Annotated in this window: 13 protein-coding genes; 12 read left to right on the top strand and 1 reads right to left on the bottom strand. The window is 62.8% G+C overall.

The window, feature by feature from the left end:
- Positions 1-212: 212 nt before the first annotated feature.
- The 6 genes from BBA01S_RS29500 (at position 213) to BBA01S_RS29475 (ending at position 7,295) form a co-directional block, all read left to right on the top strand.
- A complete protein-coding gene (locus BBA01S_RS29500; RefSeq protein WP_027819594.1) occupies positions 213-1,991 on the top strand; it encodes an acetolactate synthase 3 catalytic subunit in 1,779 nt (592 codons plus the stop codon).
- A gap of 115 nt (positions 1,992-2,106) precedes the next feature.
- Positions 2,107-2,598: an acetolactate synthase small subunit gene (ilvN, locus tag BBA01S_RS29495; protein WP_027795483.1), complete on the top strand. Its 492-nt coding sequence runs from the start codon at positions 2,107-2,109 to the stop codon at positions 2,596-2,598.
- A gap of 124 nt (positions 2,599-2,722) precedes the next feature.
- Positions 2,723-3,739 (top strand): ketol-acid reductoisomerase, encoded by a 1,017-nt coding sequence (gene ilvC / locus BBA01S_RS29490; RefSeq protein WP_027819593.1) that lies wholly within the window; start codon positions 2,723-2,725, stop codon positions 3,737-3,739.
- A gap of 156 nt (positions 3,740-3,895) precedes the next feature.
- The gene (locus BBA01S_RS29485; RefSeq protein WP_027819592.1) at positions 3,896-4,549 is read left to right on the top strand and encodes a phosphatidylserine decarboxylase; all 654 of its coding nucleotides are present in this window, start codon (positions 3,896-3,898) and stop codon (positions 4,547-4,549) included.
- Positions 4,550-4,560: 11 nt separating this feature from the next.
- A complete protein-coding gene (pssA, locus tag BBA01S_RS29480; RefSeq protein ID WP_027819591.1) occupies positions 4,561-5,436 on the top strand; it encodes a CDP-diacylglycerol--serine O-phosphatidyltransferase in 876 nt (291 codons plus the stop codon).
- 311 nt (positions 5,437-5,747) lie between these two features.
- Positions 5,748-7,295 carry a 2-isopropylmalate synthase gene (locus BBA01S_RS29475; RefSeq protein ID WP_027819590.1) on the top strand — a complete coding sequence of 516 codons (1,548 nt, stop codon included), beginning with the start codon at positions 5,748-5,750 and terminating at the stop codon, positions 7,293-7,295.
- 80 nt (positions 7,296-7,375) lie between these two features.
- Here the strand turns inward: BBA01S_RS29475 and BBA01S_RS29470 are convergent, their stop codons facing one another.
- Positions 7,376-7,927, bottom strand: coding sequence for a hypothetical protein (locus BBA01S_RS29470; protein WP_027819589.1), 552 nt, complete (start codon positions 7,925-7,927; stop codon positions 7,376-7,378).
- A gap of 222 nt (positions 7,928-8,149) precedes the next feature.
- On the opposite strand from BBA01S_RS29470, the gene BBA01S_RS29465 reads away from it, so the two are divergent.
- From BBA01S_RS29465 to secG, 6 genes are all read left to right on the top strand, one after another.
- Complete coding sequence (locus tag BBA01S_RS29465; RefSeq protein WP_027819588.1) at positions 8,150-9,442, top strand: branched-chain amino acid ABC transporter substrate-binding protein; 1,293 nt, start codon at positions 8,150-8,152, stop codon at positions 9,440-9,442.
- A gap of 161 nt (positions 9,443-9,603) precedes the next feature.
- On the top strand, positions 9,604-9,873 hold the full coding sequence (gene rpsO / locus BBA01S_RS29460) for a 30S ribosomal protein S15 (protein ID WP_027795476.1): 270 nt from the start codon (positions 9,604-9,606) through the stop codon (positions 9,871-9,873).
- Between the two features lie 381 nt (positions 9,874-10,254).
- Positions 10,255-12,402 carry a polyribonucleotide nucleotidyltransferase gene (gene pnp / locus BBA01S_RS29455; RefSeq protein ID WP_027819587.1) on the top strand — a complete coding sequence of 716 codons (2,148 nt, stop codon included), beginning with the start codon at positions 10,255-10,257 and terminating at the stop codon, positions 12,400-12,402.
- A gap of 138 nt (positions 12,403-12,540) precedes the next feature.
- The gene (locus tag BBA01S_RS29450) at positions 12,541-13,557 is read left to right on the top strand and encodes an NAD(P)H-quinone oxidoreductase (RefSeq protein ID WP_027819586.1); all 1,017 of its coding nucleotides are present in this window, start codon (positions 12,541-12,543) and stop codon (positions 13,555-13,557) included.
- A gap of 198 nt (positions 13,558-13,755) precedes the next feature.
- The gene (tpiA, locus tag BBA01S_RS29445; RefSeq protein ID WP_084162623.1) at positions 13,756-14,538 is read left to right on the top strand and encodes a triose-phosphate isomerase; all 783 of its coding nucleotides are present in this window, start codon (positions 13,756-13,758) and stop codon (positions 14,536-14,538) included.
- A 91-nt stretch (positions 14,539-14,629) separates the two neighbouring features.
- On the top strand, positions 14,630-15,031 hold the full coding sequence (secG, locus tag BBA01S_RS29440; protein ID WP_027819584.1) for a preprotein translocase subunit SecG: 402 nt from the start codon (positions 14,630-14,632) through the stop codon (positions 15,029-15,031).
- Positions 15,032-15,066 lie beyond the last annotated feature (35 nt).

Below are 15,066 nucleotides of genomic sequence, written 5' to 3'. Positions count from 1 at the left end.
TTTATTCCCGATGCGTGACGAATGAACAATAAGCGCTTGACCGAATGCTTTCGAGCCGCTATCTTCGACGGTTCGCAACATAAGTGACTTGTCTCAATTCGGATGTGGCCCAAGAAGCTCATCTGTCAACTGGACGCGCCGCTTGAACCCGAGCCACAAGCCCGGCAGAGAGCACCCGATCAATTTTTTGCCGAAAATTCGAAAGGTGAATGATGAATATGCCCAGCGCGGAATTCTCCACGTCGGTCCCCTCTTCGCAAGAATCTGACCCTCAAGGCAACACCCAATCCATCGGCGGAACTGTGCTGATGAAGGCGCTCGCCGACGAGCAGGTCGAATTCATTTGGGGTTACCCCGGCGGCTCGGTACTTTACATCTACGACGAGCTGTACAAGCAGGACAAGATCCAGCACGTTCTCGTGCGCCACGAACAGGCAGCCGTTCATGCGGCCGACGCCTACGCGCGTTCGACCGGTAATGTCGGCGTGTGTCTCGTGACCTCGGGGCCTGGCGTCACCAATGCGGTGACGGGCATCGCGACGGCCTATATGGACTCGATCCCGATGGTGATCATCAGCGGCCAGGTGCCTACCGCCGCGATTGGTCAAGACGCCTTCCAGGAGTGCGACACGGTCGGCATCACGCGTCCCTGCGTGAAGCACAACTTCCTCGTGAAGGACGTGCGCGATCTCGCCGCTACCGTCAAGAAAGCTTTCTACATTGCGCGCACCGGCCGTCCCGGCCCCGTGCTGATCGACATTCCGAAGGACGTGTCGAAGACGCCGTGCGCGTATGAACCGGTGAAGAACGTCACGCTGCGTTCCTACAACCCGGTCACCAAGGGCCACTCGGGGCAGATCCGCAAGGCGGTGTCGCTGCTCCTCTCGGCCAAGCGTCCGTATATCTACACCGGCGGCGGCATCATCCTCGCGGATGCGTCGCGCGAACTGAACCAGTTCGCCGATCTGCTCGGCTACCCGGTCACGAACACGCTGATGGGTCTGGGCGGCTATCGCGCAAGCGACCGCAAGTTCCTCGGCATGCTCGGCATGCACGGCACCTACGAAGCCAATATGGCGATGCAGCACTGCGACGTGCTGATCGCGATCGGTGCGCGCTTCGACGACCGTGTGATCGGCGACCCGGCCCACTTCGCTTCCCGTCCGCGCAAGATCATTCACATCGACATCGACCCGTCGTCGATCTCGAAGCGCGTGAAGGTCGATATCCCCATCGTCGGCGACGTCAAGGAAGTGCTCAAGGAGCTCATCGAGCAGCTTCAGCACGCCGAACACGGCCCCGACACGGCGGCACTGGCCGACTGGTGGAAGGACATCGAAGGCTGGCGTGAAAAGAACTGCCTGAAGTTCGACCGTTCGAGCGAAATCATCAAGCCGCAGTACGTGGTGGAAAAGGCGTGGGAACTCACGGGCGGCAACGCCTTCGTGTGTTCGGACGTCGGCCAGCACCAGATGTGGGCCGCGCAGTTCTACCGCTTCAACCAGCCGCGTCGCTGGATCAACTCCGGTGGTCTCGGCACGATGGGCTTCGGCCTGCCGGCGGCGATGGGCGTGAAGATGGCGCACCCGGACGACGACGTGCTGTGCATCACGGGCGAAGGCTCGATCCAGATGTGCATTCAGGAGCTGTCGACCTGCAAGCAGTACGACACGCCCGTGAAGATCATTTCGCTGAATAACCGCTACCTCGGCATGGTTCGCCAGTGGCAGCAGATCGAATACAGCAAGCGCTATTCGCATTCGTACATGGATGCGCTGCCTGACTTCGTGAAGCTCGCCGAAGCGTTTGGCCACGTCGGCATGCGGATCGAAAAGACGGCGGACGTCGAACCGGCGCTCAAGGAAGCGCTGCGTTTGAAGGACCGCACGGTGTTCCTCGATTTCCAGACCGACCCTTCCGAAAACGTCTGGCCGATGGTTCAGGCCGGCAAGGGCATCACCGAGATGCTGCTCGGCTCGGAAGACCTGTAACGGTATTCGAAAGGTGCCGCTCCGACCTCGCGCGGCGCGCGTCCACACAAAGGGCGCGCGAGTTCGCGGGGGAGGGCGGCCACCTCGTCAAACTGGATAAATCGCGGATCACATCATGAGACACATCATTTCCGTTCTGCTGGAAAACGAGCCGGGCGCGCTGTCGCGCGTGGTCGGTCTGTTCTCCGCACGCGGCTACAACATTGAAACCTTGACGGTGGCGCCGACCGAAGACCGTTCGCTGTCGCGCATGACCATCGTTTCCATTGGCTCGGACGACGTGATCGAACAGATCACGAAGCATCTGAACCGCCTGATCGAGGTGGTGAAAGTGGTCGACCTTACCGAGGGCGCCCACATCGAGCGCGAGCTAATGCTGATCAAGGTAAGGGCGGTCGGCAAGGAACGTGAAGAGATGAAGCGGATGGCGGACATTTTCCGCGGCCGCATCATCGACGTCACCGAAAAGACCTACACGATCGAACTGACGGGCGCGAGCGACAAGCTCGACGCATTCATCGAAGCGATCGACGCAACCGCGATTCTCGAAACCGTCCGGACGGGCGGCTCGGGCATCGGGCGCGGAGAGCGCATTCTGAAGGTGTGACCCGACCACAGTCGATCTTGCACCGGAACTTGACCGGGTGCGTGCGTGTTGAACGCGCCGCATCCGGCGCAGCAAAAGCTAATAGCAGTACCGAAATTCACCAGACTCTCGCCAAGGAACCAACATGAAAGTTTTCTACGACAAGGACGCCGATCTCTCCCTCATCAAGGGCAAGCAGGTCACGATCATCGGTTACGGCTCGCAAGGCCACGCACACGCGCTGAACCTGAAGGACAGCGGCGTGAACGTCACGGTCGGTCTGCGCAAGAACGGCGCATCGTGGAGCAAGGCTGAGAACGCCGGCCTGACGGTCAAGGAAGTGGCCGATGCGGTGAAGACCGCCGACGTCGTCATGATGCTCCTGCCCGACGAGCAGATCGCCGATGTCTACGCGAAGGAAGTTCACGCGAACATCAAGAACGGCGCAGCGCTGGCATTCGCGCACGGCTTCAACGTTCACTACGGCGCAGTGATCCCGCGTGCCGACCTGGACGTCATCATGATCGCGCCGAAGGCGCCGGGCCACACGGTTCGCGGTACGTACTCGCAAGGCGGCGGCGTGCCCCACCTGATCGCTGTCCACCAGGACAAGTCGGGCGCAGCACGTGACATCGCCCTGTCGTACGCAGCAGCGAACGGCGGCGGCCGTGCCGGCATCATCGAAACGAACTTCCGCGAAGAAACGGAAACCGACCTGTTCGGCGAACAGGCTGTTCTGTGCGGCGGTACGGTCGAGCTGATCAAGGCTGGCTTCGAAACGCTGGTCGAAGCAGGTTACGCGCCGGAAATGGCGTACTTCGAGTGCCTGCACGAACTGAAGCTGATCGTCGACCTGATCTATGAAGGCGGCATCGCCAACATGAACTACTCGATCTCGAACAACGCCGAATACGGCGAGTACGTGACCGGCCCGCGCGTCGTCACGGCAGAGACGAAGAAGGTCATGAAGGACGTCCTGAAGGACATCCAGACCGGCGAATACGCGAAGAGCTTCATCCTTGAAAACAAGGCTGGCGCACCGACGCTGCAATCGCGCCGCCGCCTGGGCGCCGAGCACCAGATCGAAACGGTCGGTGCGAAGCTGCGCGCGATGATGCCGTGGATCGCTGCAAACAAGCTGGTCGACCAGTCGAAGAACTAATCTGACGGGTCAGGACTTCAAGTCCGGTCGGCTGCGCGGTTTTGATGGCTGCGCAGCCGTCGTACCCGACTCAGACTCAACAAAAGCCGCCCAGGTGCGATGATGCCTGGGCGGCTTTTGCTATGCTACGGTTTTTAAAATAACAGCGAAGCCACTATGAATTACCCCCATCCGATCATCGCGCGCGAAGGCTGGCCGTTCATCGCCATTGCGGCCGTCGTCACGCTCTTGATCCATGCGGTCGCAGGCTTCGGGCTCGCATGGCCGTTCTGGCTCATCACGATCTTCGTCGTTCAATTCTTCCGCGATCCGCCGCGCCCGATTCCGACCCAGGCCAATGCCGTGCTGTGCCCGGCCGATGGCCGCATCGTTGCAGTCGAAACCGCGCACGACCCGTATGCCAACCGTGAAGCGCTGAAGATCAGCGTGTTCATGAACGTCTTCAACGTCCATTCGCAACGCTCGCCGGTGGACGGCGCCGTCGCCAAGGTCGAGTACTTCCCGGGCGCGTACCTGAACGCCGCCATCGACAAAGCGTCGACCGAGAACGAGCGCAACGCCGTGGTGCTCACGATGGCCGACGGCACGACCGTGACCTCCGTGCAGATCGCGGGCCTGATCGCGCGCCGCATTCTTTGCTATGTGCGCGCAGGCGAGCCGCTCTCGCGCGGCCAGCGCTATGGCTTCATCCGTTTCGGCTCGCGCGTCGACGTGTACCTGCCGGTGGGCAGCCGTCCGCGCGTGTCGATCGGCGAGAAGGTGTCCGCCTCGTCGACGATCCTTGCTGAACTGCCGACCCAATCGGCATAAGGAGGGTAGCGATGGCCGGACTCAAACCGCGTCGACCCCGTAATCCCGGCAACGCGCCGCTGCCGCGGCCGTTCCGCCGCAACAAGGCCATGCAGGAATCGGTGGGCCCAGCGGCGAGCCGCCGTGCCGCCCGCCAGGAATTCCTGAAGAAGCGCGGCATTTATCTGCTGCCCAACGCGTTCACCACGGCTGCGCTGTTCTGCGGCTTCTTCGCGGTCGTGCAGGCCATGAATGTGCGCTTCGAAGTGGCGGCCATCGCCATTTTCGTGGCGATGGTGCTCGACGGCATGGACGGACGCGTGGCGCGCATGACGCACTCGCAGAGCGCGTTCGGCGAGCAGTTCGACAGTCTGTCGGACATGGTGTCGTTCGGCGTCGCGCCTGCGCTCGTGATGTACGAGTGGGTGCTCAAGGATCTTGGGCGCTGGGGCTGGCTCGCGGCCTTCGTCTACTGCTCGGGCGCCGCGCTGCGGCTCGCGCGCTTTAACACCAACATCGGTTCGGTGGACAAGCGCTTCTTCCAGGGCCTGCCTAGCCCGGCCGCGGCCGCGCTGATCGCTGGTTTCGTGTGGCTCGCCACCGATAACCGCGTGCCGGTCAAGCTGTCGTGGCTGCCGTGGGTCGCCTTCGTGCTGACCATCTACGCGGGCGTGACGATGGTGTCGAACGCGCCGTTCTACAGCGGCAAGGCGCTCGACGTGCGCCATCGCGTGCCGTTCGCGGCCACGCTGCTGGTGGTCGTGGCGTTCGTGCTGGTGTCGTCCGATCCGCCGCTGATGCTGTTCGGCCTGTTCGTGCTCTATGGCCTGTCGGGCTATGTGTTCTGGGGCTGGCAGTCGGTGCGCGGGCGCCATAACCCGGCGCGCTCGTCGCCAAGAGAGCGGTAGAACATTAGAGTTGCTGGATCCAGAAGGGCTGCGCGCGAGCGCGGCCCTTTTTGTTTTTGGCGCTTTCAGATCGCGCGCGTTCGGATTGCGCTATCGCCGGAATCCGGCTATAGTCGGCTGATGGACACCATCCAGTTCCCCTTCTTCTCCCTTCAAGCCGGCGCGCTACTAAGCACGCTAGCGCTAGCGCGCCTGCCGCGCTGATCTCGCTCGCCCTCCGTAAGCCTCGTTCATTGTCAGCGTCGCCATCGGTGGCGCGAACACCCAAAATCCGTTTTTAGACACTGAACAAGTCCCCCCGGAGACCCAAAATGGCAGCAGACAAGCTCATCATTTTCGATACGACGTTGCGTGACGGCGAGCAGTCGCCTGGTGCGTCGATGACGAAGGAAGAGAAGATCCGCATTGCGAAGCAGCTTGAACGGATGAAGGTCGACATCATCGAAGCGGGCTTCGCGGCCAGCTCGAACGGCGACTTCGACGCGATCCACACGATCGCAGGCCTCGTCAAGGACAGCACGATCTGCTCGCTGGCCCGCGCCAACGACAAGGACATCCAGCGCGCCGCCGACGCCCTCAAGCCCGCCGATCACTTCCGCATTCACACCTTCATCGCCACGTCGCCGCTGCACATGGAGAAGAAGCTGCGCATGTCGCCGGAACAGGTGCTCGAGCAGGCGAAGCTCGCCGTGCGTTTCGCACGCAAGTTCACCAACGACGTGGAGTTCTCGCCGGAAGACGGCAGCCGCTCGGACATGGACTTCCTCTGCCGCGTGCTCGAAGCGGTCATCAACGAAGGCGCGACCACCATCAATATCGCCGATACGGTCGGCTACGGCGTGCCGGAGCTTTACGGCAACCTCGTGAAGACGCTGCGCGAGCGCATCCCGAATTCGGACAAGGCCGTGTTCTCGGTTCACTGCCACAACGACCTCGGCATGGCGGTGGCGAACTCGCTGGCCGGCGTGCAGATCGGTGGCGCACGTCAGGTCGAGTGCACGATCAACGGTCTCGGCGAGCGCGCGGGTAACACCTCGCTCGAAGAAATCGTCATGGCCGTGAAGACCCGCAAGGACTACTTCGGCCTCGACCTGGGTATCGACACGTCGCAGATCGTGCCGGCTTCGAAGCTTGTCTCGCAGATCACCGGTTTCGTCGTGCAGCCGAACAAGGCAGTGGTCGGCGCGAACGCGTTCGCGCACGCTTCGGGCATCCACCAGGACGGCGTGCTCAAGGCCCGCGACACCTACGAAATCATGCGCGCGGAAGATGTGGGCTGGACCGCGAACAAGATCGTGCTCGGCAAGCTCTCGGGCCGTAACGCGTTCAAGCAGCGCCTCCAGGAACTGGGCATTTCGCTCGACAGCGAAGCCGAACTCAACAGCGCGTTCGCACGCTTCAAGGAACTGGCCGACCGCAAGGCCGAAATCTTCGACGAAGACATCATCGCGATCGTCACCGAAGAATCGGCTGAAGCCCACGAGAAGGAGCACTACAAGTTCGTCGCACTGTCGCAGCGCTCGGAAACGGGCGAGCGTCCGCATGCACGCATCGTGTTCTCGGCTGACGGCGCGGAAGTGACGGGCGAAGCTGCCGGTAACGGCCCGGTCGATGCGACCTTCAACGCGATCGAAACCGAAGTGGGCAGCGGTTCGGAACTGCTCTTGTATTCGGTGAACGCGATCACGACCGGCACGCAGGCGCAGGGTGAAGTGACCGTGCGTCTCGCTAAGGCCGGCCGCATCGTGAACGGCGTGGGCACCGATCCGGATATCGTCGCGGCTTCGGCGAAGGCGTATATCTCGGCGCTCAACAAGCTGCATTCGGATAACGACAAGCTCAATCCGCAGCGCTCGTAAGCGTCTGAATTCGCCCAGGCGATAAAAAACCCCCGGCCCGTGAGGGCGCGGGGGTTTTGTTTTTCAGGCGAGGGCGGCGCTCAGAACCGGTTGCGCATGTCGGGGTCGTGCAACGGGTCAGGCGTCTTTTGCGTGAGACGCAGGATGCCCTGATCGTCGAAGTAGAAGCTGTAGAGCATGTACCAGACGCCGTCTTCCAGATAGCGATATGTCCACGCTTCTTTCTTCATCAGCGGGAAATAGGCGGTTTCCTCGGGGCGGCCGAAGTTCACGAGCACGTCGGTGCGCGTCCATTTGCCGATCTCGGCCTTGTAGAACTCATTGGGTTGCAGAACCTGGCGAACGCTCACGACCTTGCCGCTGCGGTCGATGTCGGCGGCAATGGTGATTTCGCCCATCGGCTGGGTCGGCCACATCAGGCGCTTGCCGCCGTCGGGTAAGTCATAACTTTCGCGCGCCGGCCCAAAGCGGGCGATCACGGACTGGGCGTCGTCGCCTGCGTGAAATTGCTGCCACGGCGGCACGCAGCCAGCCAGCGCGAGTGCGCCCATGCCGGCGACAATCGCGCGGCGCGGCAACGAAAGCCGACGCGCAACGACAGCGGCGAAGGCGGAGGAAAGGCGGTTGAGCATGAAGTCTCCCGGACGCAACTGCACATCGACAACGGTTGATGTGCGGTGCGCGATTTCGAACTGGGTGGACGAGCGGCCCGACCAGTTATGGAACCGTTATTTTGACACGGCGCGATTTTGCAAGGTGGCCCGATGAACGACGCCGGGCTTGTCTCGGCGCCCGTGCGCGGCCTATGATCCGCGCTTCGAATGAGCCAGATAGATGAAACGAGGAACGAGCGCATGACCTTCCATTACAGGCGCAAGGCTGCGGCGCTGATCGCCGCGCTCACCGCAGCGGCGGGGCTGTTCGCGTTGCCCGCCGCGGGTGCGCAGGCTGCAAGTGCTGGCAAGCCGATCCAGCTCGCGCTGATCGAAGGCACGTCGGGGCCGTTCGCCGATGCGGGCGCGGCGGTCGAACGCAATCTGCGCTTCGGCGTCGAACGCGTGAACGCGGCGGGCGGCGTGGCGCTGCCCGATGGACGACATCCACTGGAACTGGTCGTGCTCGACAGCAAGGGCAGCACCGAGGCCGCGCTGATGCAGTTGCGCGCCGCCCAGGATCGCCATATCGGCTTCGTCCTGCAGGGCAACAGCTCGGCGGTGGCAGCAGCGCTTGTCGCGGCTATCGATCGCCAGAACGCGCGCGAGCCCGGCAACCGGGAGCTGTTCCTCAACTATTCCGCCGACGATCCCGCGCTCACCAACGCCAATTGCAGCTTCTGGCATTTCCGCTTCGACGCGCACGCGGGCATGCGCATGGACGCGCTCGCCGACGTGATTGCCGCCGATAAATCGGTGAAAAAGGTCTACCTGCTCAACCAGGACTACAGCTTCGGCCATGACGTCAGCACGCTCGCCCGCGCGGCGCTGGGCGCGCAGCGTCCGGACATCGCGGTAGTCGGCGACGAGTTTCACCCGATCGGGCGCGTGAAGGATTTCGCGCCGTACATCGCCAAGATCCGCGCATCGGGCGCCGATGCGGTCATCACCGGCAATTGGGGCAACGACCTCACGCTGCTGGTGAAGGCGGCGCGCGAGCAGGGTCTCGACACGCGCTTCTATACGTTCTACGGCAACAGCCTGGGCGCACCGGCGGCGCTCGGCGACGCGGGCGTCAAGCGCGTGATCGCGGTTGCCGACTGGCACCCCAACGCGGGCGGTGCGTCCTCCGACGCGTGGTATCAGGCGTTCCGTGCGCGCTACCCGGCCGCACAGGACGACTATCCGGTGCTGCGCATGGAAATGCTGGTCGAAATGCTCGCGCAGGCCATGACGAAGGCCGGTTCCGCCGATCCCGAGGCCGTCGCGAAGGCGCTGGAAGGCGCGCGCTTCGACAACGGCTTTCATCCGATGTGGATGCGCGCCGACGATCACCAGATGATCCAGCCCCTTTACGTCATGCAGATGGACAAGCAGGGCACGCCGGGCGTGCGCTACGACAACGAAGGGTCGGGCTACGGTTTCCGCACCGTGCTGGCGCTGCCAGCCGAGCGCACCGTGCCCGCGACGACCTGCAAGATGAAGCGGCCTTGAACTATAAGAAGCGTCGCCCGAACCCAGGCGGCTCTCGGCCCGGTCGGGCTGTGCTACAATGCCGGACTCGCCGTATTTTGCGGTGGGTAAGAACCAGTAAGAATCAAGCACGGCACGGCCTTTCTTCCGTGACCGCTCGTTTGTTTTAAAGGAAAAGCAAAATGTCCGTAGCAGATATCAAGAAGTCCGACATCGTCGCGCAATTCGCGCGCGGCACCGGCGACACGGGTTCCCCCGAAGTTCAGGTTGCACTCCTGACGTCGCGTATCAACGAACTGACTGGCCACTTCAAGTCGCACGCGAAGGATCACCACAGCCGCCGCGGTCTGCTGCGCATGGTGAGCCGCCGCCGCAAGCTGCTCGACTACCTGAAGGGCAAGGACGCTGATCGTTACCGCGCTCTGATCGAGAAGCTGGGTCTGCGCAAGTAATCGCAAGGTCTTGCAAAAAGATGCCTGTGTCAGTTCCACTGATACAGGCATTTTGTTTTTGAACGGTACGCTTCTCGCGATGCGTACCGGATAGCGGTACAAGGCAGCACAAAGCAGGACATAGCAGTACAAGGCAACACCAGGCAGTAGAAGCATCACAAAAAAGGCAGTACACCAAGCAGCAGGGCCGGGCCACGGGGCAGAGTTTTGTGTCATTCCATCGCATCGTGCGGCGCGACAGTGCGCCGCAGCGTGTTCGCCGCCGCGCGATCCGCTGGAATGGCATAACACTCCTCTGACCTGCGCGGTATCGGAACCTGTCTTGCCGCGTCGTCCGCGTGTGCGGGCGTCGCATAACAAATGAGTAAGGAGTGAGTGACCATGACCATGTTCAATAAAGTCGTGAAGGAATTCAAATGGGGCCAGCACAATGTGCGCCTCGAAACCGGTGAAATCGCCCGTCAGGCGAGCGGCGCCGTCATCGTCGACGTCGAAGACACCGTCGTGCTCGCGACCGTCGTCGGCGCGAAGACGGCCAAGCCGGGTCAAGACTTCTTCCCGCTCACCGTCGATTACCTCGAGAAGACCTATTCGGCCGGTAAGATCCCGGGCGGTTTCTTCCGCCGTGAAGGCCGTCCGTCGGAAGGCGAAACGCTGATTTCGCGCCTGATCGACCGTCCGCTGCGCCCGCTGTTCCCGGAAGGCTTCTACAACGAAGTCCAGGTCGTGATCCACGTCCTGTCGATCAACCCGGAAATCCCGGCTGACATCCCCGCGCTGATCGGCGCGTCGGCTGCGCTGGCGATCTCGGGTCTGCCGTTCAACGGCCCGGTCGGCGCCGCACGCGTGGCCTACATCGACAACCAGTTCGTCCTGAACCCGACGCGCTCGCAAAGCAAGCAGTCGCGCCTTGACCTCGTGGTCGCCGGTACGGAACGCGCAGTGCTGATGGTGGAATCGGAAGCCGATCAACTGCCGGAAGACGTCATGCTCGGCGCGGTCGTGTTCGGCCACGAGCAGATGCAAACGGCAATCGACGCGATCCATGAACTGGTTCGCGACGGTGGCAAGCCCGAGTGGGACTGGCAACCGGCCCCGAAGAACGAAGCGCTGATCGCACGCGTGACGGAACTGGCTCACAGCGACCTGCTCGCTGCATACCAGCTGCGCGACAAGCAACAGCGTTCGACCAAGCTGAAGGAAGTCTACGCAGCGACGTCGGCGAAGCTCGAAGAAGACGCGGCTGCGGCCGGCACGACGGCGGCCGACAAGGCGACCGTCGGCAACATGCTGTTCGACATCGAAGCCAAGATCGTCCGTTCGCAGATCCTGAACGGCGAGCCGCGTATCGACGGCCGTGACACGCGCACGGTTCGCCCGATCGAAATTCGCACTGGCGTGCTGCCGCGCACGCACGGTTCGGCACTGTTCACGCGTGGCGAAACGCAGGCGCTGGTCGTTGCGACGCTCGGCACGAAGGGCGACGAGCAGATCATCGACGCGCTCGAAGGCGAGTACCGCGACCGCTTCATGCTCCACTACAACATGCCCCCGTTCGCGACCGGCGAAACGGGCCGTGTTGGTTCGCCCAAGCGCCGTGAAGTCGGTCACGGCCGTCTGGCCAAGCGCGCGCTCGTCGCGTGCCTGCCGAGCGCTGAAGAATTCGGCTACTCGATCCGCGTCGTTTCGGAAATCACCGAATCGAACGGCTCGTCGTCGATGGCTTCGGTCTGCGGCGGCTGCCTCGCACTGATGGACGCTGGCGTGCCGATGAAGGCGCACGTCGCCGGTATCGCGATGGGCCTGATCCTCGAAGACAACAAGTTCGCGGTGCTGACCGACATCCTCGGCGATGAAGATCACCTCGGCGACATGGACTTCAAGGTGGCAGGTACGGAAGCTGGCGTGACCGCGCTGCAGATGGACATCAAGATCCAGGGCATCACCAAGGAAATCATGCAGGTCGCGCTCGCGCAAGCGCACGAAGCCCGTCTGCATATCCTCGGCAAGATGACCTCGGCGGTGTCGGGCGTGAACACGGAGCTGTCGGCTTACGCTCCGCGCATGATCACCATCAAGATCAACCCGGAAAAGATCCGCGACGTGATCGGCAAGGGCGGTTCGGTGATCCGCGCACTGACGGAAGAAACCGGCACGACCATCGACATTTCGGACGACGGCGTCGTGACGATCGCTTCGACGTCGAGCGAAGGCATGGCCGAAGCGAAGAAGCGCATCGAGAACATCACGGCTGAAGTCGAAGTCGGTCAGGTCTACGAAGGCGCGGTGCTGAAGCTGCTGGACTTCGGTGCAATCGTGAACCTGCTGCCGGGCAAGGATGGTCTGCTGCACATCTCCGAGATCGCTAACGAGCGCATCAAGGACATCAACGACTATCTGAAGGAAGGCCAGATCGTTAAGGTCAAGGTCATCCAGACGGACGAGAAGGGTCGCGTGCGTCTGTCGGCGAAGGCACTGCTCAACGAGCAGGCCAACGGCGGCGCACCGCAAGGCGAACCGCAGCAGTAAGGCGGCAAGCTGAAACGGCCGGCAGCGCGATGAGCGCGCCGGCCGTTTTTTTATGAGAATGTAGGTGGGATTGCCGTGCGCGCCGCGTCGCGGGCGCAGCGCCATCCACACCTGGGCCAGGCCCTTGGGAGACGCGAAATGTTGGCAGTCGAGATTACCGAATTCGGTGCACCGGACGTGCTAAAACTCGCCGAGCGCGCGACGCCGGAGCCCAAAGCGGGCGAAGTGCTGATCAAGGTGAGCGCATCGGGCGTCAATCGCCCCGACGTGTTCCAGCGCAAGGGCGCTTACGCGCCGCCGCCGGGCGTTTCCGATCTGCCGGGGCTGGAGGTCGCGGGTGAAATCGTCGGCGGCAACATCGACGAAAAGAACAATCCGTTTGGCCTGAAGCTGGGCGATCGCGTCTGTGCATTGATCGCGGGCGGCGGCTACGCCGAATACGCGGTCGCACCGCTCGGCCAGTGTCTGCCGGTGCCCAAAGGGCTCACGGATCTCGAAGCGGCGTCGCTGCCGGAAACCTTCTTCACGGTCTGGAGCAACGTGTTCCAACGCGCCCACCTTGGCAACGGCGAGGGCGGCGAGAACGAGACGCTGCTCGTGCAGGGCGGTTCGAGCGGAATCGGCGTAACGGCGATCCAGATTGCGCACGCGCTGGGCTTTCGCGTGTTCGCGACGGCGGGTTCGGACGAGAAATGCCGCGCGTGCGAAGCGCTCGGCGCCGACCGGGCGATCAATTACCGCAGCGAGGATTTCGTCGAAGTCGTGAAGGCGCTCACGAACGACCGCGGCGTGGACGTGATCCTCGACATGGTGGCGGGCGGTTATGTGGCGCGCGAACTGTCGGCGCTCGCGACGGGCGGACGCATCGTGCTGATCGCGACGCTCGGCGGCTCGAAGGGCGAGATCAACATGGGCGAGATCCTGCGTCGCCGCCTCACGATCACGGGTTCGACCCTGCGCGCGCGTTCGGTCGAGTTCAAGGCGCAGATTGCGCGCGAACTGAAGGAAAAGGTCTGGCCGCTGCTCGAAGAGGGGCGGATCAAGCCGGTCATCTACAAGGTGTTCCCGGCCGCGCAGGCCGCGCAAGCCCACGCGCTGATGGAAAGCAGCGAGCACATCGGCAAGATCATGCTCGACTGGAATCAGGCGGCGTAATCATCGTCGGGTTCGCTTTCATGAAAGGGCAACTCGCCGCAGCAACAGCAGCGGCGAGCTTCGTGCTTGATCGTGCTTGATTTTCCTGGCTTTTTCGACGCAATTTTTCGTGCGCAAGGCGCGGGCCGGTTTGACCCGCTTCAATTACACACAGTAAAATGATGTGTTTTGCGTCCGCTTTTAACAGCAACCGGAACAATGACGAATCAACGATCGAAGCTCGTAGTCGGTAACTGGAAGATGCATGGTCGCCTGGCGGCCAACGCAGCATTGCTCGAAGGTGTCGCACAGGGCGCTCAGGCGCTGCCGGCCGACGTGCGCGTCGGCGTGTGCGTGCCGTTCCCCTATCTCGCGCAGGCGCAGGCATTGCTCGGCGGCAGCCGGGTGGTGTGGGGCGCGCAGGACGTGTCGGCGCACGAGCAGGGCGCTTACACCGGTGAAGTCGCTGCGGGCATGGTCGCGGATTTCGAAGCCGGCTTTGCGATCGTCGGTCACTCGGAGCGTCGCGCGTATCACGGCGAAAGCTCGGAGCTCGTCGCGGTGAAGACGCAGCGCGCACTGGCGGCCGGCCTCACGCCGATCGTCTGCGTGGGTGAAACGCTGGAGCAGCGCGAAAGCGGTGCGACCGAGCAGGTGGTCGGCGCCCAGCTGGACGCGGTGCTCGCCGTACTGTCGGCAGAGGAAGCGGCGCAGATCGTCGTCGCCTACGAACCGGTCTGGGCCATCGGCACGGGCAAGAGCGCGATGTCGGAGCAGGCGCAGCAGGTGCACGCGTTCCTGCGCGCGCGTCTGGTTGCGAAGGGTGCAAACGTGGCGGACGTGCCGCTGCTGTACGGCGGCAGCGTGAAGCCGGAGAATGCGGCGGAGCTGTTCCGTCAGGCCGATATCGATGGCGGCCTGATCGGTGGTGCGGCATTGAAGGCACAGGATTTTCTCGCGATCTGCGCGGCCGCTGCGGCGGGCGCAAGCGTCGCAGGCTAAAGGTTCGCGCACGGCGCCTCTCGCGGGCCGTGCCGGCTTACAATGCGCATCCTCAAGAAGGATGCGTTCAACCAGGACTCAGGTGAGTGTGATGCTGTATTTGAAAACGTTGATTATCGTCGTCCAGCTTCTGTCGGCGCTCGGGGTGATTGGCCTCGTCTTGCTGCAACACGGCAAAGGCGCCGACATGGGCGCGGCCTTCGGTAGCGGCGCGTCGGGCAGCCTCTTTGGCGCAAGCGGTTCCGCCAACTTCCTGTCGCGTACTACCGCAGTTCTCGCAACGGTATTTTTCGTGTCGACGCTTGCGTTAACCTACCTGGGGTCGTATCATGCGAAGCCTTCGGCGGGCGTGCTTGGCGCTTCGGCACCTGCCCCGGTCGTGGCTTCGGCACCGGTCGCAGCGAGTGTTTCCGCAGCGTCCAATGTCAGCGCAACGGCAGCTGCATCGGCTGCGGTAGCGTCTTCGGCACCGGGTAACGACGTTCCGAAATAAGTTTCAAAAATCTGTTTTTGTGCATTGAACAAACG

This window comes from Paraburkholderia bannensis NBRC 103871 (assembly GCF_000685015.1).
GTDB classification, from domain to species: domain Bacteria; phylum Pseudomonadota; class Gammaproteobacteria; order Burkholderiales; family Burkholderiaceae; genus Paraburkholderia; species Paraburkholderia bannensis.
Note: the sequence above shows the minus strand (reverse complement) of the source record. Positions and strands in the feature narration are given on the sequence as shown.